Origin of the sequence: Brucella sp. NBRC 113783 (genome assembly GCF_040372265.1) — a bacterium.
GTDB lineage: Bacteria > Pseudomonadota > Alphaproteobacteria > Rhizobiales > Rhizobiaceae > Brucella > Brucella teleogrylli.
In genome coordinates this window covers 42,366-65,821 of record NZ_BAABRX010000013.1, presented here as the reverse complement: position 1 = coordinate 65,821, position 23,456 = coordinate 42,366, and the positions used below count along the sequence as shown (strand labels likewise).

Here is a 23,456-nt window from a genome sequence, read left to right as displayed (position 1 = left end):
GGCCCGGAAAGGGGAGGCTTTCCGGGCCGCCACCGCAAAAAGGAAACAGCGACTGGGAGGAGTGTCGCTGCTTCACGCGGTCTTACTTGGTTTCGCCGTCCTTGGTGACGACGCCCGGAACGATTGGCTGCTTGGCCGGAACGCTCTCGCCCTTGATGACCTTGGCGGCGGTTTCAACCGCAACCTTGCCCATTTGGTCTGGATATTGCGCGATCACGCCGACCATGATCGGGTCGTTTTTCACGGCGTTGCGGGCTTCTTCCATGCCGTCAAAGCCGATCACCTTGACCTGATTTTCAAGCTTGGCGGCTTTCACAGCCGATGCGGCGGCAAGTGCAGCATCATCGCCGAAGCCGAAGATGCCGACGATATCCGGGTTGGCCTGCAAGATGTTCTGCGCGGTCGCCAGTGCTTCCGGACGGGTGATGCCCGGCTGGATCGCCACGATTTTGATGTCGGGATACTTGGCGATGCCCTTCTTGAAGCCTTCAACGCGGTCAACAACTGACTGAACCGTCGGGTAATCGATGACGGCGACATTGCCCTTTTCGCCGATGGTCTTGGCCATCAGTTCGGCAGCGCGTTCGCCACCGGCAAAGTTGTCGGTGCCGACGAAGGAGGTCACGTCCACATTGTTGGCAGGCACATCGACCGTGATGACCTTGATGCCAGCCTTTTCAGCCTTGTTGATGGCCGAGCGCACGCCCTTGCTGTCAACCGGCGAAATGATGATGACATCGACGCCCTTGGTGATGAAATCTTCCACATCGGCGAGCTGCTTGCTCAGGTCCTGATTGGCGATAGAAATTTCGAGCGGCACGTTTTCTGCCTGCGCTTCCTTCTTCATCGCGTCAGCGAGCGAGATGTAGAACGGATGCTGCTGGGTGAGAAGCGATGCGCCAACGCCTTCGGCAGAGGCAGAACCCGCCATCATGGCCAGAGCGACGCCGGAAAAGAGAATGCGGCCGAGAGAAGTGCGAAACATGATTTCCTCCGTATGAACCGGCGTCTGCCGGGCTGTCCTTCTAACAGGGACATGAACGATGACTTACCTGCTGGTTCATCGGACCGCAGCACTTTGCGTCGGTCTTCAAATCTCCCGGAAGGGCAGGTGCCTTCAGCCCATTATCGAGCTTCATTAGACATGATGGAGCTTGTTCAACGTGTCAATATATAATTTTTCACGTGTAAAAATTATAACGATTTAATTTCGCCCGAATAGCGGCGGGAAAAACAGTTGTGTTGCCTTATATCAGCATTTTCTGCGGTAATAAGGGCTGGCACCGGTGAAATTCAGGTTGCTTCTGTGAAAAAATAAATTTACGCATGGAAAAATCTTGAGGCGTGGAGTGGGCGCCGATCGGGACTGGCCCGAGGAAAGCGGAGCATGGCTGAAAACAAGATCAGGACGATGGAGGAGTTCGCCGTGGCAAGCGGCTTGTCGCGTCCTACGGTCTCGAAATATTTCGATAATCCGGAAAGCGTAAAGCCTTCCACGCGCGCCCGCATCGAAAAGGCGCTGAAGGATTACAACTATCAGCCCAATATTTTCGCCGTCAGCCTCAACCGCAAGAAGCCGAAGAATATCGGCGTCATCGTTCCGCATATTTCCGATCCGTTCTATGCCGAAATCATTCGCCAGATCGAATTGCGATGCCTTGCGGAAGGTTATTGGACCATCGTTCTGTCGTCGCATGGCGAGCGCAAGCTTGAAGCACGCGCCATGCGCTCGCTGATGTCGCTTAAGATCGCCGGTGTCCTGATGGCGCCGCTCGGTTTTGAAACCGACACCAAGCTTCTGTCCAGCCTTTCCGATTCGATGCCGGTGGTGTTTCTGGATAGCCGTATCGGCGAGGACCAGCCCTTTGTCGGCACCGACAACCGCGTCAGCATCGGCAACATTACCGAATATCTATGCAGGACCGGCGAGCATCCCTGTTTTCTGGAAATGCCTGCCGTCAACCAGAACGCGCTGGAGCGCCGCGCAGCCTATATCGCCACGATGGAAAGGCTCGGTATCGAGCCCATCGTTTTGCCGATGACCCCGAAAAACTGGAGTTTCGAGGAGCTCGGCTATCAGGAGGCGGGGCGTATTCTCGACCGCGGCGGTTTCCCGACGCGCACGGTTCTCTGCGCCAATGATCGTCTGGCCTTCGGCGTGATTTCGGCAGCTTTTGAACGCAGGCGTCATGTCGGGCGAGAGGAAGGCAGCGATCTGCGTGTCGCCGGTCACGACGATCACCCACTGAGCCGCTTCACCTGCCCGCCTCTGACGACGGTTGCCCAGGATTACCGCCAGATCGCGCAGCTTGGTCTGGATATGCTGTTTTCACGCATCAATGAGCAGGACAGCAGCAGCGCGACCGGCGAGGATATTCGCTATCTCGACAGCCATCTGATCATGCGCAGTTCGGCGTGATTGCTGCCGATAATTGCGTATTCAAGCTGACATTCTCAGCTTGATCTCAGCATTCAGCAGGATGCGGTTGCTTTCGGGCAGTTCGAGCCGATCTTCGGAATCTTCGCCCAATGTACGGAACAGAAGCTCAATCGCCAGCCTGCCGATTTCGTTATAATCCTGTGCGACCGTAGTGAGCGGCGGGCAGGTATATTCCGACAGCGGATTGTTGTCGTGACCGGCCACGCGGATATCGCAATCCTTGAGCCTGCCGATTTTCAGTCCCGCCTGCCAGAGCGCGCCCGTAACGCCAAAGGCGATGCGGTCGTTGGAGCAGAGCACCGTCGAGGTCGGAAAACTTGCCTTCTCGCGCATGATGCGCGCCGTCTGTTCAAAGGCATATTGTTCGAAATCCCAGCTGCGGCTCGGTTCCAGTTCGATGATGCGTGGCTCGTGACCGAGCTTTTCCATTGCCGTCGTATAGGCTTCGCGCCGTTTGAGAGCGTTGTTGTTCACAATCGGCATCGAGAAATAGCAAGGCTCGCTGCCAGAACGGCAGAGATAATCGACGATCAGGTGGAAGGATTTCTGGTTGTCGGTGCCGACGAAAGGCGTGGTGCTGTCGAGCGGCGAATCCACATAGACGATGGGGACGTCGTCGGCGAGACGCGCCAGCGCGGAATGCTGCGACTGTTCGCCAAGCGGTGCGATGATGGCGCCCGCGACATTGAGCGAGCGAAGCGTTTCAATCGCGCGCTTTTCCAGTTCCGGCTTGCCATCCGACGACAGAACGACAGTCAGATAACCCCGTTGCTCGGCCAGCGTTTGCAGCCTGCGGGTCATCGCCATGTAGAAATGATCGAGCTGGTTGGGAATGATGATTCCCAAAATTGTCGTGCGACGACGATTAAGGTTCACCGCGAAAAGATTGGGACGAAAGCCGGACTGCTTGACGGCCGCTTCGATGATCTCGCGGGTCTTCGGGCGGACGGATGATGGGTCGTTGAAATATTTGGAAACTGTGGGGCGCGACAGCCCGACGAATTCCGAAAAGTCTTCCATGGTGCGTATGGTTTTGCGCACGTTTCTCTGTCCTGTCCGTCAGCTGCCCGCTGCAATTTCTTGCAGTGACAGCTCACATTCTCCTGCTATCGGTCGGGTCCAGATGCGCTGGCCCATAGATGCGCGACACATCGTCTGCAGCTTGTTTTCCAATAATTTCAGGATGTTCCTCCAACCAGACCCGCCATGAAATTTTTCGCGGCGGGCCCAAGTCAAACTGTCAAAGGCTGAAGCAAAGGTCAAGCGAACAATGACGAACATCTGGAACGATGCAGCGCATATTTGAATGTGCTAAGATAATCGCGGGGTCAGATCGCGCGGTGAAAAATCCGTTGTTTCGGCCAGGAAAACAATCGAATGAATGGTCTTTTCAGCGCGCAAATCAAAATCAAAAACCGTGCTTGACAAGCTACGGAGAGCCGCGCCATAAATTTTACATATGTAAGAATTTTGCTATGCATTCGTAAAGGAGGAGACGAAATGCGGACCAAAACTTATGTGACAGGGCTTATTGCGTCTGCCGCTGGCGTCGCAATGTTTTCCGGTTCGGCGTGGGCGGAGGAGCTCACGATCGCAACGGTCAACAATGCCGATATGATCATCATGCAGAAGCTTTCGCCGGAGTGGGAAAAGGCCACCGGCAACAAGCTCAACTGGGTGGTGCTCGAAGAAAACGTGCTGCGCCAGCGTGTCACGACGGACATCGCAACCAAGAGCGGCCAGTTCGACATCATGACCATCGGCGGTTATGAAACCCCGATCTGGGGCAAGGCCGGATGGCTTCTTGCGGTCGATGATCTGGGCGACGATTACGACTATGACGATCTTATCAAGCCGGTGCGCGCCGGTCTGACGGTCGATGGCAAGCTTTATGCCGTGCCGTTTTACGCGGAAAGCTCGTTCACCCTTTATCGAAAGGATCTGTTCGAAGCCGCTGGCCTGAAAATGCCGGATGCGCCGACCTATGCCGAGATCAAGGAATTCGCGACCAAGCTCACCGACAAATCGAAAGAACAGTACGGTCTTTGCCTGCGCGGCAAGCCGGGCTGGGGCGAAAACATGGCCTATCTTTCCACCCTGGTGAACACATTTGGCGGCAGCTGGTTCGATGAGAGCTGGAAGCCGCAGATGAGCTCCGATACCTGGAAAAAGGCCATCAACTACTACGTCGATCTGATGAAGGAAGCAGGCCCTCCCGGAATCACCTCGAACGGCTTCAATGAAAATCAGGCGCTGTTCTCCACCGGCCATTGCGCCATGTGGATCGACGCCACCTCAGCTGCGGGCCGCATTTACGATCCGAAGCAGAGCCAGGTTGCCGACAAGGTGGCCTTCACCAAGGCGCCTGTCGAAGTGACGCCGAATGGCTCGTCCTGGGCCTGGTCGTGGAACCTCGCCATCCCGGCATCGACCAAGAAGGCGGAAGCCGCAAAGTCGTTCCTGAAATGGGCGACCTCGAAGGGCTACGTCGAACTGGTCGGCAAGTCGGAAGGCTGGGTTGCCGTTCCGCCGGGTACGCGTCAGTCGACCTACGCCAATGAAGAGTACAAGAAGGCCGCGCCTTTCGCCGAGACGGTTCTCAAGGCGATTGAATCGGCCGACCCGACCAAGCCGACCAAGGACCCGGTCCCCTATACCGGCATCCAGTTCGTGGCGATCCCTGAATTCCAGGCGATCGGCACCATTGTCGGTCAGGCAATCTCTTCGGCTGTCGCCGGTCAGCAAAGCGTCGATGCGGCGCTCGATGGCGCACAGAAGCAGGCCGAACAGATCATGACGCAGTCCGGTTACATCAAGTAATCCGGTTACCATCAGCCTGCTGCGCTCCTGAGTGAGAGCAGCAGGCTCGATTTTCGCGCGATCCGCCGCACCTTTTCGGGCGCGGTGGATGTTGAAGCGGGAAGGGGAGGAACGTCAGACATGCCAGCAAACCCGGCCTTGGCCACAGGCACCAAATCGCGCTTTGCCGCAAAATCGCGCCGCAGCGTCCGCACCGGACCTCTGCTTGCACCCGCCGTCATCCTGCTCTTGCTATGGATGATCGTTCCACTGGCGATGACGCTCTGGTTCTCGTTTCAGTATTACAATCTCATCAATCCCTTCGTGACCGGTTTTGCCGGTTTCTCGAATTACAAGTTCCTGCTGTCCGATCCGGGGCTCTGGTCGGCCATCACGAAGACGCTCATTCTGTTGGGCTCGGTTCTGGCCATTTCGGTGGTGCTGGGTGTTTTGTTTGCGGTGATTTTCGATCAGGATTTCTGGGGCAAGAACATTGCGCGACTTCTGGTCATTGCGCCGTTCTTCGTCATGCCGACGGTGTCGGCGCTGATCTGGAAAAACCTTCTGATGCACCCGGTCAACGGGTTGTTCGCCTTTATCTCGCGCAGTCTCGGACTGCCTGTCATTGACTGGTTCGGACAGTTTCCAATGGCGTCGATCATCATGATCGTATCCTGGCAGTGGGTGCCTTTCGCGACGCTTATCCTGATGACCGCCATGCAGTCGCTCGACCGCGAGCAGATGGAAGCGGCGCGGCTTGATGGCGCCAAAGGGCCGGTGATGTTCTTTTATATCGTCCTGCCGCATCTGCTGCGCCCGATCTCGGTCGTCATCATGATCGAGACGATCTTTCTCCTGTCGGTCTTCGCGGAAATCCTCGTCACTACCTCCGGTGGACCGGGTATTGCCACGACGACGCTGACCTATTTCATCTATCTGAAGGCGCTCCTTCAGTGGGATATCGGTGGCGCTTCCGCTGCCGGTGTCGTCGCCATCATCCTCGCCAATATCGTTGCCGCGTTCCTCATCCGAACCGTGGCGCGCAATCTGGATAATTAGGGGAGACGAACGATGGCTGCAAAACGCAAGTTCGACAAAGCCGCGCTCTCCGCCGGGATTATCGGCTGGATCGTGGCGCTTTTGATGTTCTTCCCGATCCTCTGGATGCTGCTTGCGGCATTCAAGACAGAGATCGACGCGGTGGCCCCGCCAAAGTTGTTCTTCGAGCCGACGCTGGAAAATTTCGCGGCGGTCAATCAGCGCGCCGACTATTTCCGCTACGCCATGAACAGCGTGATCGAGAGCCTTGGCGCGACGATCCTGTCGCTGCTGATCGCCGTTCCGGCGGCATATGCGGCGGCATTCTTTCCGGGAAAACGCACCAAGGATCTGCTGTTGTGGATGCTCTCGACCAAGATGCTGCCTGCGGTGGGTGTTCTGGTGCCGATCTATCTTCTGGCGCGCGATACCGGGCTTCTCGACACGCGCACCGGTCTGATCATCATCTTCACCCTTTCCAATCTGCCGATTGTGGTCTGGATGCTCTATTCCTTCTTCAAGGAAGTGCCGCATGAAATCCTTGAGGCGAGCCGCATGGACGGGGCGAAGGTCGGCCAGCAGATACGCTATCTGCTCCTGCCGCTAAGCCTGCCCGGCATTGCATCGACGGCGCTTCTTTCCATCATCCTGTGCTGGAACGAAGCCTTCTGGAGCCTCAATCTCACGGCCTCGCAGGCCGGGCCTCTCACGGCATTCATCGCGTCCTTCTCGTCACCGGAAGGGCTTTTCTGGGCAAAACTCTCGGCAGCGTCCACGCTCGCCATCGCGCCGATCCTCGTCTTCGGTTGGGTTACGCAGCGCCAGCTGGTGCGCGGTCTCACCTTCGGCGCCGTGAAGTAAAGGGAACCCCATGGCTACGCTTTCTTTTCATAACGCCACCAAGTCCTTCGGCAATATCGATGTCATCAAGGGTGTGGACCTAGCCATCGAAGACCGCGAATTCGTGGTCTTCGTCGGGCCGTCCGGTTCGGGCAAATCCACGCTTTTGCGGATGATTGCGGGGCTGGAAGAAATCACCAGCGGCGATCTTTTGATCGACGGGCAGCAGTGCAACGATACGCCGCCGGATGAACGCGGGCTTGCGATGGTGTTCCAGACTTATGCGCTCTATCCGCATATGAATGTGCGCGACAATATGGGTTTCGCGCTCAAGCTGGCAGGTGTGGGCAAGGCCGAGCGTGACCGCAAGGTGGAAGGTGTTGCCAGGACATTGCAGCTGGACAAATTGCTGGACCGCAAGCCGCGCCAGCTTTCGGGCGGTCAGCGCCAGCGCGTCGCCATTGGGCGCGCCATGGTGCGCGAGCCGAAGATTTTCCTGTTCGATGAACCGCTGTCCAATCTCGATGCGGCGCTGCGCGTGCAGATGCGCATCGAATTGGCGCGCCTGCATGACCGGTTGAATGCGACGATGATCTATGTCACGCATGATCAGGTGGAAGCCATGACGCTGGCCGACAAGATCGTCGTGCTGCGCGATGGCAAGCTGGAACAGGTCGGTTCACCGCTGGAGCTTTATCACCACCCGGTCAATCGCTTTGTGGCGGGTTTCATCGGATCGCCGACCATGAATTTCATCGAGGTCAAGGCGGGCGCCGTCGATAGCGATGGCGTGACGGTGCAGCTTGCCAATGGGCGTTCGGTCAAGGTGCCGGTTGCCGGTGAAGGGGTGAGCGCCGGTGCGCCGCTTGTGCTGGGCGTTCGCCCGGAACATCTGCATCCGGCGGATGACGGCATTCTCGAAGGCGAGATCATGGTGGTCGAGCGTCTTGGCGGCCAGACTTATCTCTATGTGCAAAACGATGCCGCTTCCGGCCTGATCGTGGCGGAAGCTGGCGGCAACAGCACGGCCCGTGCGCATGAAACGGCGCGGCTCGGTTTTGATGCCGCCGACGCGCATCTCTTTACGCCCGATGGCCTGTCGCTCCAGCGCCGTGACCGCCATCCGCTGATCCTGTCTGAAAAGAAAACGCATCTTTAAAGAAGCATTTCCAGCAAAAGCGCGAAGCGGTTTTGCGTCGGATAATGCGTAAGGAAAAACAATCACATTATCGGAGAAAGTCCATGAGACTGAAAGACAAGGTTGCCCTCATCACCGGCGCTGCGCGTGGCATCGGGCTTGGCTTTGCGGCGGCCTACGCGCAAGAGGGTGCAAAGGTCATCATTGCCGATATCAATATCGAGCGCGCGGAAGAAGCCGCGCGCGGTATCGGTCCATCCGTGAAGGCGGTGAGGCTGGACGTGACCGATCTGGGCGCAATCGACAAGGTGGTGGCCGCCATCGATGCCGAATATGGCGGCATCGATATTCTGGTCAACAATGCCGCAATCTTCGACATGGCACCGATCAATGAACTGACCGAGGACAGCTACGAACGCGTTTTGGGCATTAATCTCAAGGGCCCCCTTTTTATGATGAAGGCGGTTTCGAATGTGATGATCAAGCGCGGACGCGGCGGCAAGATCATCAATATGGCGAGCCAGGCGGGTCGCCGTGGTGAGGCGCTGGTGACGCTCTATTGCGCATCCAAGGCGGCAATCATCTCCGCCACGCAGTCGGCGGCTCTCGCTCTGGTCAAGCATGGCATCAACGTCAATGCGATTGCGCCGGGGGTGGTCGATGGCGAACATTGGGATGTGGTGGATGCGAATTTCGCCAAATGGGAGGGCCTGAAGCCGGGCGAGAAAAAAGCAGCCGTGGCGAAGTCGGTGCCGATCGGTCGCTTCGCGACGCCGGAGGATATTACCGGCATGGCGGTGTTCCTCGCCTCGTCCGACAGCGACTATATTCTCGCCCAGACCTTCGGTGTCGATGGCGGCAACTGGATGGCGTAAGGCGAGGCCGGGATAGTGCAATGAAAGCGATCTATTTTACCGGCCATGGCGAAGCAGGCATGGCCGATCTGCCGGAACCGGCATTGCTGCCGGGTCACGCGCTGATCGACGTCAAGGCGTCGGGCCTCTGTCACACAGACATTGATGTCCTGCATGGCCGCTATGGGTCGAGTGCCTTTCCGCTGGTGCCGGGGCATGAATATGCGGGCAGGGTGATGGCCATCGCCGAAGACGTGACCAATGTGAAGGTCGGCGACCGCGTTGCGGTCGATCCGAATATTCCCTGTGGTCACTGCCGCGCCTGCCTCAAGGGGCTGACCAATCTCTGCTCCGACCTGAAAGCTTATGGCGTGACCCATAATGGCGGCTTTGCTGGCATGAGCCTCGTCAATGCCAGCCATCTCCATTCTATCGGTGATCTGCCTTATGATATCGCGGCCCTTGCCGAACCGTTGGCCTGCGTGCTGAACGGGCTTGGCGCGGCAGGCTTGAAGACTGGCCCGCACGGTACTGAAAATGCGCTGGTTTTCGGGGCAGGCCCAATCGGCCTGTTGCTGGCCCTGTCGCTGAAAGCGCAGGGCGTGTCCGAGGTTGCGGTCGCCGACATCAATGAACACCGGCTGGCTTTCGTTGAAAGCCTCGGGCTTGAGCCGGTCGTGTCCGGTTCGCAAGCGCTGGACAGGCGCCAGCGCAGCTTTGATTTTGTCGCCGACGCCACCGGCATAGCCGGGGTGGTCGAAAGCATGGTCGGCTTCACCGCCGATGGAGGAACCGTTCTGGTATTTGGCGTCTGTGCGCCCGACGCACGAATTTCAGTGGCACCCTTCGAGATTTTCCGTCGCCAGATCAGGATTGCCGGTTCGCATTCTTTGAACCGAAACATTCCGCAGGCATTGGACATATTGAAACAGGACTTTTCAAACGGTGGCTCTATGGCGCGGCTCATTTCCCACCGGCTGCCGCTGGAGCAAATGCTGCCATTCTTCACCAAAAATGGCGGCGATCCCGCGACCATGAAAGTCCAGTTCGTACCCGATTGAATAGAGGATACCGTCATGACCAAGCTATCGCGCGCAACGCTTCAAAGCTTCGATAAGGTGCACAAGCCCGGCTACGATCCTGCCGGGTTGAAGCCGGGTATCGTGCATTTCGGCGTCGGCAATTTTCACCGCGCCCATCAGGCAGTCTATCTGGACGATCTGTTTGCGACCGGCGAGGGGCATGACTGGGCGCTGGTGGGTGCCGGTGTGCGTGGTAGCGACGATGCCATGCGTGATACGCTCAAAGTCCAGGACTGGCTGACCACCGTTGTGGAACAGGAAGCCGATCATGCAGGCGCGCGCATCACCGCATCGATGGTCGATTATGTGACGATTTCGACCGAGGAAGGGCGCAAGGCCCTGATGGCCTATCTGACATCAGCCGATACGCGCATCGTTTCGATGACGATCACGGAGGGCGGCTATTATATCGACCCGGCGAGCCAGACCTTCGATCCGGCTCATCCGGATATCGTGGCGGATGCCGCGCATCCGGACCATCCGAAAACCGTGTTCGGCCTGATCGTTCAGGCGCTGAAACTGCGCAAGGCGGCGGGTGTCCAGCCTTTCACGGTCATGTCCTGTGATAACATTCCGGGCAACGGGCATGTGACGGAAGACGCCGTGACGGGGCTTGCCAAGCTGAGCGACCCGGCCTTTGCCGACTGGATTTCTGCCAATGTCGCTTTCCCGAATTCGATGGTGGATCGCATTACGCCCGCCACCGGCGCGCGCGAACGCGAGATTGCCGCGAAGGATTTCGGTGTCGATGACGGCTGGCCGGTCTTCTGCGAAGTTTTCAAGCAATGGGTGATGGAGGATAATTTCCCGACCGGACGCCCGGCTCTGGAAAAAGTCGGCGTCACCTTCACCGATCAGGTTGCCGCTTATGAACTGATGAAAATCCGCATCCTGAATGGCGGCCACGCGGCCATCGCCTATCCGGGCGGCTTGCTCGACATTCATTTCGTGCATGAGGCCATGGAGCATCCGCTGATCCGGCGCTATCTGGAGAAGTTGACCAAGGATGAGATCATCCCGGAAGTGCCGCCCGTGCCGGATACCGATCTTGAAGCCTATCGCGTGTTGATCGACAAGCGCTTCGCCAATCCAAGCATCGGCGACACCATCCGCCGCTTGTGTCTCGATGGCTCCAACCGCCAGCCGAAATTCATTCTGCCCACCGCTGCTGACCGCGTGGCGAAGGGCCATTCGGTGACCGGGCTTGCGCTCGTTTCCGCTTTCTGGTGCCGCTATTGCTATGGCACCACAGATAGCGGCGCTGTTATCGAGCCGAATGATCCGTCATGGGATCGCCTGACCAAGCAGGCAGCGCGCGCCAAGGCCGACCCGGCTGCGTGGCTTTCCATGGATGATATTTTCGGAGCGCTTGCCGCCAATCCCGCCTATGTCACCGCGTTCAGCTCTGCACTGAAAGCAATCTGGCGGGATGGCACGGTCAAGACATTGGAACGCTATCTTGCAGGTCAGCAGTTTTAATTACAAAGGAGCTGCAATCAGATGCCCGGTCGCGGCGTGGCGCATGACTTCCATCGGCACGCCGTAAATCTCCCGAAGCTGATTGGGCTCCATCACACCGGCGGGTGTTGATTGGGCGATCAGGCGGCCACTGTGCAGCGCGAAGATGGAATCGCAGAAGCGGGCGGCCATGTTCACATCGTGTAGGACGATGAAAACGCTCAGTTCCTTCTCCTGCGACAGCTTGCGTACCAGCGACAGAACTTCCAGCTGATGGGCAATATCGAGCGCCGATGTGGGCTCATCGAGAAGCAGGCATTGCGCATCCTGCGCCACCAGCATGGCCAGCCAGACGCGCTGGCGTTCGCCGCCGGAAAGCGTATCGACAAGCCGGTCCGCAAAAGGTGCTATGCCGGTCAGTTCGATGGCCTCTTCCACCTTCGCCCGGTCGGTATCACCAAAGCGGCCCAGAGCGCCGTGCCACGGATAACGGCCAAGCGCGACCAGTTCCTTGACCAGCATGCCCGATGCGGATGCCGTCTGCTGCGGCAGATAGGCAAGCTTGCGTGCAAATTCGCGGTCGCCCCATTGGTCGAGGCGCTTGCCTGCAAAATGGATTGTGCCTCCCGACGCTGGCTGCTGGCGGGCAAGTATTTTAAGCAGTGTCGACTTGCCTGAACCGTTATGTCCGATCAAGGCTGTCACACTTCCTGCCGGTATCGACATGGTCAAAGGCTGCAACAGCGTGCGCCCGGCAACCGAAAAGCTGACATTCTCAAGTTCGAACAAGTTGGTCATCAATCGTCGTCCTCTGGCGCAGTGCTTTCCCTGCAATAACGCAGCTTTTCGAAAGTTGCCACAAAAACATGAGTAAGTTATACCTCTTTTAGATTAAGATTTCAGGAAAGCAGATTTGGGTTTCCATCCGCATATGAAAAGCCGGATCGAAGACGTCACCTTGCTGGACGACCTTCACTATCGCGTCTGGAATGGCGCGATTGCCGACGTGTGGTCTGTCGAATGTGGTCCCGGCGCGCGCGGTGAATATGTCTCGCAAGCGCCACGCCTGTTTCTCGTCTGCGAAAGCCAGGGCGCGCTCGATATCCGTCCCGGCAGCAAGGGGCGTGCCGTTGCGCAAGGCGCGAACCCTTCGCGTCTTTGCTATATTCCGGCGGGCATGACGATCTGGAGCGAGAGTGCGAGACCGGGTAAGCTCAAGCATCTTGATCTGCATCTCGACATCAACACGCTGCAGCAGCGCTTTGGTGGCGCGCTCGACAGGGCTGCGGTCGAGCGTCCACGCCTTTTGTTTTCCAATGCCAGGATTGAGCAGATCGGCGGGCTTCTGGCGGAAGAGTGCCTGTCCAATGCGCCGTTGCACGATCTCTATGGTGAAGGCCTGATCAACGCGCTTGTCGCGGAACTGTTCGGGGCGGAAGCGCAGCCGCGTGCAGGCGCGAGCAGGCTGTCACCATGGCGGCTCCGGCGCGTGACAGATTTCATCGAGGACAATTACGCGCGCATCATCCGCTTGCAGGAACTGGCCGATCTGGCTGGTCTGTCGGAAACATATTTCTGCAGCGCCTTCAAGGCATCGACGGGGGTGTCGCCCCATAGCTGGCAGATGGAGCGACGCATCGCGCGTGCGCAGGCGCTGCTGCTTCAGGCGCACACGCCGCTGCCGCATATTGCGGCGCTGGTCGGGTTTTCCGATCAGGCCCATTTCACGCGTGTTTTCAAGAAGCAAACCGGCACAACGCCGGCGGCATGGCTGAGACAACAGGTGTAGCAGAGCCACAGAAAGGATTGCTTTTTTACTGCACGCTGAGATGAACTGAAGATCGTTCAATTTGCCATAAAAACGAACAATCCTGCCGAATATTCTTGATATAAGCACTCATATTAACGCGCCCGTCTGCGGGGTCGCGGGAGCCTGTGAAGGTTCGCGTTTTTATCCGTCTTAGGGGTCACATCATATGCCGTCGATGAAGCACAATCTTCTCGTCCTGCTGGCAAGCGGTACTGCGCTTGCCGCCATTCCTGCCTTGGCGCAGGAAGACAGCAAACCCCTTCAGCTAAACACGGTTGTCATTCAGTCTGATGGAAATGGCGGCACCACGCGGGCCGACGGTGTTGCGCCGGTCCGGGGCTTTGTGCCTCAGGCGACCACCACCGGCTCGAAGGACAGCGTTGCAATCGACAAGATCCCGCAATCCGTATCGGTCGTCGGGCGCGATCAGATGGATGCGCTCGGCGCGCAGAAGATCGACGAAGCCTTGCGCTATACGCCCGGCGTGCTGGCGCAGCCTTTCGGCGTCGATAATGACACGAACTGGCTCTATATTCGCGGTTTCGACGCGACGGCCAATGGCACCTATCTCGATGGGTTGCAGAATTTCAGCTACGGCTTTGGCGGCTTTTTAATCGACAGTTTCGGTATCGAGCGCATCGACGTGCTGCGTGGTCCGGCATCGGCTCTTTATGGCGGTGCCAATCCCGGCGGTATCGTGAATTACATCAGCAAGCGCCCGACCGGCGAACGCCTGCGCTATCTTGAGGCGGGCATCAACAGCTATGGCAATGGCTATCTCGGCTTCGACATTGGTGACAAGGCGACGGAGACGGTTAATTACCGCGTCAACGGCAAGATCCAGGGTGGCGACAACTATACGGATTTTTCCAAGGAATTTCGTGGCGTCATCTCGCCAAGCATCGAATACAAGCCGGATGAATCGACCAGCCTGACCATTCTGGCCAACTATACCCATCTGGACCTGACGCATGATGGCGGCTTTCTGCCTTACTATGGTACCGTGGTGCCGACCGAGTTCGGCAAGATTTCGCGCAAGGCGAATTTTACCGAGCCGGATGTCGATTCCTATAATCGCGAACAGCTATCGATCGGCTATGAATTCGAACACACATTCGACAGTGACTGGACCGTCCGTCAGAATGTGCGTTACGGCTTTGCCAATGTGAAGGAGCATAGCCTCTACCCTTACGGCTATGACGGATTTCTGGCGCAGCCAGCTGCTGGCAATCCCTACCTCGCCCGCATCAATTTCAAGCACGATACCACGGTCAACACCTTTCAGGCTGATAACCAGCTTGAAGGCAAGGTGACGACCGGGGCCATCGACCACAATCTGCTGTTCGGCGCGGAGTACCGCTATTTCCGCATCGACCAGATGCAGCAGACCGGCGGCGCAACGATCATCGACGCCTATAACCCGGTTTATGGCGAGCCGCAGGGGCCTATGTGGGACCCCTATATTGATCAGGATCTGCGCCGCAATCAGGTGGGTGTCTATGCGCAGGATCGCATGGAATTCGGCGATGGCTGGATACTGACGCTGAATGGTCGTTACGATCATGTCTGGACTGAAGCCTCAGGTCTGCCGAGCTTCGAATATGATACGGGCCGCTTCTCCGGTCGTGCAGGTCTCGGCTATGAGTTCGAGAACGGCATCACGCCTTATGTGAGTGCTGCGACCTTCTTCAATCCGATTATCGAGACCCTGTATGACGGCAGCTATGCCAAGCCGGAAACCGGCGTTCAGTATGAAGCCGGTGTCAAATATCGCCCGGCATTCTTCGATGGCCTGATCACCGCGTCCTTCTTCGATCTGACCAAGGAAAATTCGCTGACCGGCTCCAGCTTTGCCCGTGAACAGCTCGGCAAGGTCAATTCGCGCGGCTTCGAACTCGAAATGCAGGCCAATATTGCCGAGGACTGGAAGGTGACGGCAAGCGTGACCGCCTATGACCTGAAGGTCAAGGAAAACGCCTCGGACCCAACGCTGGTCGGCAAGCGTCCTTATCTCCTGCCGGAGCAACAGGCTTCGGTCTTCGTCGAGTATAAGGTGCCCGAAGGCGCGCTGAAAGGCGTGACGCTGGGCGGCGGCGTCCGTTATATCGGCTCGTCCTATGCCGACGAGCAGAACACGCTGAAAGTGCCCGCTGTGGCACTCGCCGATTTGAAACTCGGCTATGAAAAGGATAATTGGGGCATCGATCTCAACGTGACCAATCTTTTCGACAAGGATTATGTTGCTGGATGTCAGGGCGTCTATGTCTGCGGTTATGGCGAGGGCAGGAAGGCTTTGCTCAAGGTGCACACCAAGTGGTGATGCGACGGTTTTCGCCGCGCGTTCCGTCATGACAGTCACCCGTCGCGCGGTTCTCGGATTCGCAGGCGCCCTTTTTGCGGCGCCTGCACTGCGTTCGGCCCATGCCGCGACGATGCGTTTTGCGGTGATCGACTGGGCCATGCTTGAGACCGCTCTGGCGATCGGCGCTGTGCCGGTGGCAGCGGCAGAACTGCGCCAATACAGGCAAATGCAGCTTGAGCCGGCGGTGCCGGAAAATGTCGCTGATCTTGGTCTGCGCGGAGCGCCCAATCTTGAGCTTCTGCGCATGATGGAACCGGATCTGATCGTCGCGTCCAATTTTTACGAATATCAGCGTGCAGCCTTCGAGCGCATCGCGCCGGTCTTCGCGCCGACTGTCTATAGCGCCGGTCAGCCGCCCTATGCGATGCTGGAAGAGGCGACGTTAAGTCTTGGGGAAAAGCTCGGTCTGGCTGCGGAAGCGCGCGCTTACGTCGCGACTGTTGCACGCGAGATTGCGGAGGCGCGGCAGCGCTTCGCTGCGATACCGGGACGGAAGGTCTTCGTCATCAGTCTGGGCGATGCCCGGCATTTTCGCGCTTTCGGGCGCGACAGCCTGTTTGGCGATGTGCTGGTTCGGCTCGGTTTTGAGAATGCGTGGACGCGCGATACAAGCTATTCAGCCGCGGCGCCGGTGGGGCTGGAGCAATTGGCCGAAACGCCGGACGCATCCATCGTGATCGTCGGCCCGACCGATCCTGAAACGCTTTATCGTCTGCCGCAAAATGCCTTGTGGAACGCGCTGCCCGCTATCCGTGAAAAGCGGGTTCTGTTTCTGCCGCCGCTCGATCATTTCGGCGGATTGCCTGCCGCGCGCCGCTTTGCCCAGCTTCTTCGTGAAAACTGGAAGAGCAGCCCATGACGGAGAAGAGTGTTGCAGGCATAAGGCCGCTGCTGTTCTGGGCGCTGCTCGCGCTTGTCGCGGCACTGATGGCCGCTTTCGAATTCACGCGGGCGCTGAATGCCCCTGCCGGTTCACCGGAACTGCTGGCGCTGCACCGGGTCATCGCGTTTGACACCGTCTTACCGCGCAATGCTATGGCCCTGATCTGTGGCGCAGGCCTTGGGCTTTCCGGCCTGCTGTTGCAGCAGGTTTTACGCAATCCGCTCGCCGAACCCTCGACGCTCGGCATTGCTGCCGGAGCGCAGCTCGCCATGACGGCGGGTATACTTTATCTGCCCGCAGCCTTCATCTTTCGAGAATGGCTGGCTTTGGCGGGCGGTCTGGCGGCGGTCAGTCTGGTGCTGGCGCTCAACTGGAAACGCTCGCTGGAACCCGCTTCTGTCATTCTCTGCGGAATGATCGTGTCGCTGACCGCAACGGCGGCAAGCACGGCGCTCATCCTCGCCAATGGCGAATATGTGTTCTCGCTGTTCGTCTGGGGCGGCGGTTCGCTGGAACAACAAAGCTGGGGGCCGGGCATTGCGCTCTCCCTGCGGGTTCTGATCGGCGGCGGGATTGCCTTCTTCCTGCTGCGCCCGTTGACATTGCTGGCGCTCGACAATGCCAATGCGCGCAGCCTCGGCCTGTCGCTGGCGGCAAGCCGCCTTCTGGTGATTGCCATTGCCGTCTGGCTGGCGGCAAGTATCACGGCAGAAGTCGGCATATTGGGCTTTGTCGGTCTGGTCGCTCCGACGCTGGCGCAGCTTTCCGGCGCGCGCCGTCTCAAGACAAAGCTGATCGCCGCGCCCGCCATTGGGGCAATTCTGCTCTGGTTGACCGATGGCTGCGTCAGCCTGTTGCAGGCCGTCACCGGCGACCGCCTGCCGGTGGGCGCTGCGACTGCATTGCTCGGCGGTCCGCTGCTGCTCTGGATGCTGCCGCGTCTGCGCATGTTTGAATGGCCGTCGGGCCAGAGCGAGGCCAGCGCTGTTCGCCTCAAGCGTACCGGCTTGTTCTTCGCCATTTTGCTGCTGCTTGTCCTGCTTGTGGCCGCCATCACGCTGGGTCTCGGCCGGGGGCAGGACGGTTTTGTCCTTGCCCGTGGTGAAGTGTTCGATGCGCTTTTCGACTGGCGCGTGCAAAGACTTGCTCTTGCGGGCCTATCGGGCGGCATGCTGGCATTGGCCGGAGCCATTCTCCAGCGCATGACGGGTAACACGCTCGCCAGCCCCGAAATTATGGGCGTCGGCCTTGGTGCTGGTGCGGGTTTGGCGGTGGTTCTCCTGCTTCCCGTCGCAAGCCTTTCCCTGCAATGGCTGGGCGCTTCCATCGGCTCGGTGCTGGCGCTGATCTTCATTCTGGCGATTGCCGCGCGCAGCGGTTTTGGTGCGGAAAAGCTGCTTCTGGCCGGTGTCGGCCTTGGCGCTATGGTCAGCTCCATTCTGACAGCCATCATTGCAACCGGCTCTCCACAAGCCTTTGTCCTGCTCGGCTGGTTGAGCGGTACCGGCACGCAGGCGACGCCTATGCAGCTTTGGCTGGCCGCTCTTGCGCTGGCTGCCAGTTTCACGATCCTGCTTGCTTTGTCGCGCTGGCTCGACATTCTGCCGCTTGGTTCGGTGACGATGCGCACCCTCGGTCTTTCGCTCGTCCTGCCGCGTCTTGTGATCGTGCTGATTGCAGCGCTTCTGACAGCGATTGCATCGATGATGGTGGGGCCGCTCTCGTTTGTCGGGCTGATCGCTCCGCATCTGGCGCGCAATTTCGGCCTGCATACGCCGAAGCGCTTCCTGACGGCATCCATGCTGATGGGCGCGCTGATGATGGTAAGCGCCGATTGGCTCGCGCGGATGGTGGCCTTTCCCTACAATCTGCCGCTTGGCCTGTTCGCCTCGCTTCTGGGTGGGGCCTGCTTCATCGCGCTGCTATCGCGGCGCGGGTAGCCTTTATGACGTGGCCTTCGCCGGGGCGGTTCTAAGCACGCGCCAGCCGAGAAGACTGAAGCCGATGGTCATCAGCGGATTGAGAATGTTGAAAAAGCAAAAGCCGAGATAGGCGGTGGTGCTGACCCCCAGCGCCGCAGCCATATAGGCGCCGCAACTGTTCCATGGGATCAGCGGAGACGTCACGGTTGCGCTGTCGCCAATCACGCGGGAAAGAAGTGCCGGTGCCAGTCCGCGATTGGCAAAAGCCTGCTTGAACATGCGCCCCGGCAGGGCAATGGAAATATACTGATCGGACGTGACGACATTCGACAGGACAGAGGTTCCTGCGACGGTCGAGATCAGACTGGCATCGGATTTCGCGCGATGGATCAACGGGTCGATCAGGCGATTGAGAATGCCTGCATGTTCGATTACCGCGCCAAAGGCGAGCGCCGTGATGATGAGCCAGATGGTCGTCATCATGCTCGCCATGCCACCCCGGCTGAGAATCATGTCGATATCGGGATCGCCGACGGAGCTCGTATAGCCGGTGGCAAGCGCCAGCCATGCGCCTTTCAATAGGGCGAGCGCACTGGGAAGTGCTGCATCATTGGCAAATGCGATCACCCGTTGTGGGTCCATGATGACGCCCTGGATAGCGCCTGCCAAAGCGCCGCTGAATATCGCCACGACCGGAGATACCCGCGCTACCGACAGCACGAAGACCAGCAGCAGGGGCAGGAAAGCCCAGAGCGAAACCTGAATCTGGCTGTCGATCTTTGTGAGAAGCGAGCTTGCGTCAAAATCGTTTTGCTCACCAAGAAAGCCGAACAGCACAATGGACAAAAGCAAAGCGGGGATCGAGGTCCAGAGGGATTCCCGGATGTGGTCGAATATTTCCGAACCGGCGGAGGCGGCCGCCAGATTGACCGTGTCGGAAAGCGGCGATGCCTTGTCGCCAAAATAAGCGCCGGAAATGACGGCGCCCGCTGTGATTGCGGGGGAAAGGTCCATATGAGCCGCGACACCCATAAGCCCGATGCCGATAGTGCCTGCGACGGTCCATGAACTGCCGATGCTGAAGGCCACCACCGCGCAGACAATGGTGGTCGTCGCGTAGAAATAATCGGGGTTGAGAAGCTTCAGCCCGTAATAGACCATGGACATGATCGTGCCGCTGAGCGCCCATGTGCCAATCAACGCGCCAACCGCCATCAGGATGAGAATGGCGGGCAAGCCGGTCGCGATCCCGTCAACAACGGCGGCGCGGACCGCGGCCCAGCTCGATCCGTTCTTATAGGCAACACCGGCGGCGATCAGCCCGCAGACCGCAAGGGCGATCTGGTTGGGGCCGGACGAGGCCGCATCACCAAACAGATAATAGGAAAGGGCGAGGAAAACGATAAGCGCAATACATGGAACAAGTGCATCCAGCATGGATGGAATATGACCGCCAGTGGTCGGCGCCGGTTCGTTTTCGCTCACCTTGTGGTCTCCCCTGATAGCGACTTTAGTAGATTAAACGCTGAAAACTCCGGTCTTCCCTCAAAGACCGGAGCTTCCAATATTTCATTCAATGCCAGGTCAGTTTTGAAAAGCCTGTACTGACAATGGTTCCTTTTTTGCCATCGACAATGCCGGGAATGTCGGCCAGCGCGCCGATGGCGGCGGATTTTCCGGTCGCCTTGGCAAAATTGCAGGCGGCATCCACCTTCGGTCCCATCGAACCTGCCGGAAACTGATAGTGCGAAAGGGATTCCGGGGTCGCTTCGTGGATGCCCTTTTGCGTCGGCTTACCCCAGTCGGTAAAGACCGCTTCGGCGTCGGTCGCCATGATGAAGAGGTCGGCGCCAAGTTCACGTGCGAGAAGCTCGCTCGCCAGATCCTTGTCGATGACGGCCTCCACGCCGCCAAGCGAGCGTTCCTTGCCTTTCTCATACATGGTGGGAATGCCGCCGCCGCCCGCGCAGATGAGAATGGTGTTCTTTTCAAGCAGCCATTTCAACGGGCGAATTTCGAAAATCCGCTTCGGAAGCGGCGAGGGCACAACCCGTCGCCACTTGTCGCCGTCCTGCTTGAAGGTCCAGCCTTTTTCGCCACGGATGCGGTCGGCATCGTCTTTGGAATAGACCGGGCCGACGAACTTGGTCGGGTTTTGGAAGCCGGGATCATCGCCATCCACCTCAACCATGGTAAGGACGGTTGCGATGGGAATGTCGAATGGCAGAACATTGCCAAGTTCCTGTTCCAGCATATAGCCGATCATGCCTTCCGTCTGGGCGCCAAGCACGTCCAGCGGATAGGCCTCGTCAGGCTTGTAGGCAGCGCCCTGCAAGGCAAGCAACCCCACCTGCGGACCATTGCCATGGGTGATGATGACCTGATGGTCCTTGGTGACCGGCGCGATGGCTTCGACAGCGGTGCGGATATTCCTGCGTTGCACCTCGGCTGTCATCGGCTCGCCGCGCCGTAAAAGGGCGTTGCCGCCCAATGCGATGACGATGCGCATTCTCAATCTCCAATCGTTGCCACAAGCAGGGCCTTGATGGTGTGCAGACGGTTCTCCGCCTGTTCGAATGCGATATTGGCGTGGGATTCGAAAACTTCGTCGGTCACTTCAAGACCGTCCGAGATGCCGAACTGATCGGCAATCTGCTTGCCCACGACGGTTTCGGTATCGTGGAAGGCTGGCAGGCAATGCATGAACTTCACCTGCGGATTGCCTGCGGCTTTCATCAGCGCAGCATTGACCTGATAGGGCTTCAGCAGCTTGATGCGTTCGGCCCAGACTTCCTTCGCTTCGCCCATCGACACCCAGACATCGGTGTGGATGAAGTCCACGTCCTTGACCGCCGCCTTGACGTCATCGGTGATGGTGACCTTTGCGCCCGATGCAGCGGCGAGGTCTTCTGCAATCTTGCGATATTCGTCAGCGGGCCACAGTTCTTTCGGTCCGCAGATGCGGACATCCATGCCCATCAGGCTGCCGACGATCAGAAGCGAATGACCCATATTGGACCGCGTGTCGCCGACATAGGCATATTTGATCTGGGGGATCGACTTGTCGCTGTGTTCCCACATGGTCAGCACGTCGGCCAGCATCTGTGTTGGATGATATTCATCGGTCAGGCCGTTATAGACCGGTACTCCGGCATATTTGGCCAGCGTTTCAACACCGCTCTGCGATGAGCCGCGATATTCGATAGCGTCATACATACGCCCCAACACACGCGCCGTGTCCTTGAAGGATTCCTTGTGGCCGATCTGGGATCCGGCAGGATCGAGATAGGTGACATTGGCGCCCTGATCCGAACAGGCGACCTCGAAGGCGCAGCGGGTGCGTGTGGAGGTCTTTTCAAAGATGAGGCAGATTTCCTTGCCTGACAGGTGCTTTTGCTCGGTGCGGGCATATTTGGCGCGCTTCAGATCGCGCGCTAGATCGAGCAGGAAGCGGAATTCGCGTGGCGTGTAATCCTGCACCGTGAGGAGGGAACGATTGCGCAGATTAAAGCTCATGATACGTCTCCAAAACTATATTATGTTGCGATGGAAGTCCGGTTCTCAGACCGGATCGCGCCATATGGGGCAGGTCATGCAATGCCCGCCGCCCCGACCACGGCCAAGCTCGGAACCGCGAATGGTGATGACTTCAACGCCCGCCTTGCGCAGCAGCGTGTTTGTGTAGGTGTTGCGGTCGTAGGAAACCACCACGCCGGGCTCCAGCGCGACGACATTGTTGCCGTCGTCCCACTGTTCGCGCTCGGCTTCGTAGGCGTTGCCGCCAGTTGCCACCGAGCGCAGTTTCTTCAGTCCCAGCGCTTCCGCCGTCACTTCCAGCAGGTGCTTTGTTTCGGGACGAACGGCTATTTTTCCGTCGTCGCCCGGATAAATGCTGAAGCAGCGAATCTGGTCCACGACTTCGCCAAAAATCGTAACGAGGTCGCGGTCGCAGAAACTAAACACCGTATCGAGATGCATGGCCGCACGGCTTTTCGGCATCACACAGGCGATGACGCGGGTGGCGGCATTGGCGGCAAACAGCGCTTCCGCCACCTGACCGACAGCCTGATAAGTTGTGCGTTCGCCCATGCCGATCAGCACAACGCCATTGCCGATGGGCATGACATCGCCGCCTTCCATCGTGGCGTTGCCGTGGTCGGTGTCGAAATCGCCCCACCAGATTTTGAAATCGCCGTCCTTGAATTCCGGATGATATTTGTAGATGGCGCGCTGGATCAGCGTTTCCGGCTGACGGGCTGGCCAGAACATCGGGTTCACGGTCACGCCGCCGTAAATCCAGCAGGATGAGTCGCGCTGGAACAACGTGTTGGGGATCGGCGGAATAATGAATTCCGTACCGCCCAGCACGTCCAGCATCAGTTCCTTGCCCCATATGTCCGGCAGGTCGGAAACGGCCACGCCGCCGATGAGAAACTGGGCCAGGTTTTTCGATGGCAGTTCATCCAGCCAGGGGCGCATGGAATTGGCGACATTGCGCCCGATCTGATTAGGCAGAATACGCCGGTCGAGAACGAATTGGCGTGCTTCCTTGTCGTCCAGCGTTTCGGCGAGCAGGTCCTGCATTTCCAGAACCTCAACGCCGCGCTCCCGCATTTTGAGCACGAAATCGAAATGGTCCTTCTGGGCCTCGTGCACCCAGATCACGTCATCGAACAGAAGGTCATGGCAATTGGCTGGCGTCAGTCGTTGATGGGCGAGCGATGGGCTGCAAACCATCACTGTGCGTAGCTTGCCGACTTCCGAATGCACTCCAAATTGTCTCATCTCGATGCTCCTGTTTGAAAGGGTGATCTGGGCGGGAAGATTTTC

At 58.4% G+C, this 23,456-nt stretch carries 19 protein-coding genes; 12 read left to right on the top strand and 7 right to left on the bottom strand.

Features of this window, described 5'->3' with window-relative positions:
* Positions 1 to 82 precede the first annotated feature (82 nt).
* Positions 83 to 985, bottom strand: a complete 903-nt coding sequence (locus ABWW11_RS23265; protein ID WP_109366943.1) for a substrate-binding domain-containing protein — start codon at positions 983 to 985, stop codon at positions 83 to 85.
* A gap of 402 nt (positions 986 to 1,387) precedes the next feature.
* Between ABWW11_RS23265 and ABWW11_RS23260 the strand changes: the two genes are divergently transcribed.
* The gene (locus tag ABWW11_RS23260) at positions 1,388 to 2,419 is read left to right on the top strand and encodes a LacI family DNA-binding transcriptional regulator (RefSeq protein ID WP_109366944.1); all 1,032 of its coding nucleotides are present in this window, start codon (positions 1,388 to 1,390) and stop codon (positions 2,417 to 2,419) included.
* A 21-nt stretch (positions 2,420 to 2,440) separates the two neighbouring features.
* Here the strand turns inward: ABWW11_RS23260 and ABWW11_RS23255 are convergent, their stop codons facing one another.
* On the bottom strand, positions 2,441 to 3,460 hold the full coding sequence (locus ABWW11_RS23255) for a LacI family DNA-binding transcriptional regulator (protein ID WP_109366945.1): 1,020 nt from the start codon (positions 3,458 to 3,460) through the stop codon (positions 2,441 to 2,443).
* A gap of 480 nt (positions 3,461 to 3,940) precedes the next feature.
* Here ABWW11_RS23255 and ABWW11_RS23250 point away from each other — a divergent pair, with 480 nt between their 5' ends.
* The 7 genes from ABWW11_RS23250 (at position 3,941) to ABWW11_RS23220 (ending at position 11,670) form a co-directional block, all read left to right on the top strand.
* Positions 3,941 to 5,260: an ABC transporter substrate-binding protein gene (locus ABWW11_RS23250; protein ID WP_167836167.1), complete on the top strand. Its 1,320-nt coding sequence runs from the start codon at positions 3,941 to 3,943 to the stop codon at positions 5,258 to 5,260.
* A 120-nt stretch (positions 5,261 to 5,380) separates the two neighbouring features.
* On the top strand, positions 5,381 to 6,298 hold the full coding sequence (locus tag ABWW11_RS23245) for a carbohydrate ABC transporter permease (protein WP_109366946.1): 918 nt from the start codon (positions 5,381 to 5,383) through the stop codon (positions 6,296 to 6,298).
* Between the two features lie 12 nt (positions 6,299 to 6,310).
* Positions 6,311 to 7,138 (top strand): carbohydrate ABC transporter permease, encoded by an 828-nt coding sequence (locus tag ABWW11_RS23240; RefSeq protein WP_109366947.1) that lies wholly within the window; start codon positions 6,311 to 6,313, stop codon positions 7,136 to 7,138.
* 10 nt (positions 7,139 to 7,148) lie between these two features.
* Positions 7,149 to 8,276, top strand: coding sequence for an ABC transporter ATP-binding protein (locus tag ABWW11_RS23235; RefSeq protein ID WP_109366948.1), 1,128 nt, complete (start codon positions 7,149 to 7,151; stop codon positions 8,274 to 8,276).
* Positions 8,277 to 8,359: 83 nt separating this feature from the next.
* Complete coding sequence (locus ABWW11_RS23230; RefSeq protein WP_109366949.1) at positions 8,360 to 9,130, top strand: L-iditol 2-dehydrogenase; 771 nt, start codon at positions 8,360 to 8,362, stop codon at positions 9,128 to 9,130.
* Positions 9,131 to 9,150: 20 nt separating this feature from the next.
* On the top strand, positions 9,151 to 10,170 hold the full coding sequence (locus ABWW11_RS23225; RefSeq protein WP_109366950.1) for a zinc-dependent alcohol dehydrogenase family protein: 1,020 nt from the start codon (positions 9,151 to 9,153) through the stop codon (positions 10,168 to 10,170).
* A 15-nt stretch (positions 10,171 to 10,185) separates the two neighbouring features.
* On the top strand, positions 10,186 to 11,670 hold the full coding sequence (locus ABWW11_RS23220; RefSeq protein WP_283736225.1) for a mannitol dehydrogenase family protein: 1,485 nt from the start codon (positions 10,186 to 10,188) through the stop codon (positions 11,668 to 11,670).
* Here the strand turns inward: ABWW11_RS23220 and ABWW11_RS23215 are convergent, their stop codons facing one another.
* Positions 11,671 to 12,447: an ATP-binding cassette domain-containing protein gene (locus ABWW11_RS23215; RefSeq protein WP_109366952.1), complete on the bottom strand. Its 777-nt coding sequence runs from the start codon at positions 12,445 to 12,447 to the stop codon at positions 11,671 to 11,673.
* 115 nt (positions 12,448 to 12,562) lie between these two features.
* On the opposite strand from ABWW11_RS23215, the gene ABWW11_RS23210 reads away from it, so the two are divergent.
* From ABWW11_RS23210 to fhuB, 4 genes are all read left to right on the top strand, one after another.
* Entirely contained in the window at positions 12,563 to 13,438 is an 876-nt protein-coding gene (locus ABWW11_RS23210) for a helix-turn-helix transcriptional regulator (RefSeq protein ID WP_109366953.1), read from the top strand.
* 187 nt (positions 13,439 to 13,625) lie between these two features.
* On the top strand, positions 13,626 to 15,779 hold the full coding sequence (locus tag ABWW11_RS23205) for a TonB-dependent siderophore receptor (RefSeq protein WP_109366954.1): 2,154 nt from the start codon (positions 13,626 to 13,628) through the stop codon (positions 15,777 to 15,779).
* A 28-nt stretch (positions 15,780 to 15,807) separates the two neighbouring features.
* The gene (locus ABWW11_RS23200) at positions 15,808 to 16,680 is read left to right on the top strand and encodes an iron-siderophore ABC transporter substrate-binding protein (RefSeq protein ID WP_235859047.1); all 873 of its coding nucleotides are present in this window, start codon (positions 15,808 to 15,810) and stop codon (positions 16,678 to 16,680) included.
* A complete protein-coding gene (gene fhuB / locus ABWW11_RS23195) occupies positions 16,677 to 18,644 on the top strand; it encodes a Fe(3+)-hydroxamate ABC transporter permease FhuB (RefSeq protein WP_319080789.1) in 1,968 nt (655 codons plus the stop codon). The genes ABWW11_RS23200 and fhuB overlap by 4 nt, the downstream gene beginning before the upstream one ends.
* A gap of 3 nt (positions 18,645 to 18,647) precedes the next feature.
* Here the strand turns inward: fhuB and nhaC are convergent, their stop codons facing one another.
* From nhaC to arcA, 4 genes are all read right to left on the bottom strand, one after another.
* Positions 18,648 to 20,111 (bottom strand): Na+/H+ antiporter NhaC, encoded by a 1,464-nt coding sequence (nhaC, locus tag ABWW11_RS23190; protein WP_210205571.1) that lies wholly within the window; start codon positions 20,109 to 20,111, stop codon positions 18,648 to 18,650.
* An 88-nt stretch (positions 20,112 to 20,199) separates the two neighbouring features.
* The gene (arcC, locus tag ABWW11_RS23185; protein WP_109366956.1) at positions 20,200 to 21,135 is read right to left on the bottom strand and encodes a carbamate kinase; all 936 of its coding nucleotides are present in this window, start codon (positions 21,133 to 21,135) and stop codon (positions 20,200 to 20,202) included.
* A gap of 2 nt (positions 21,136 to 21,137) precedes the next feature.
* On the bottom strand, positions 21,138 to 22,142 hold the full coding sequence (locus tag ABWW11_RS23180; protein WP_109366957.1) for an ornithine carbamoyltransferase: 1,005 nt from the start codon (positions 22,140 to 22,142) through the stop codon (positions 21,138 to 21,140).
* A gap of 45 nt (positions 22,143 to 22,187) precedes the next feature.
* Entirely contained in the window at positions 22,188 to 23,411 is a 1,224-nt protein-coding gene (gene arcA / locus ABWW11_RS23175) for an arginine deiminase (protein WP_109366958.1), read from the bottom strand.
* Between the last annotated feature and the right edge of the window lie 45 nt (positions 23,412 to 23,456).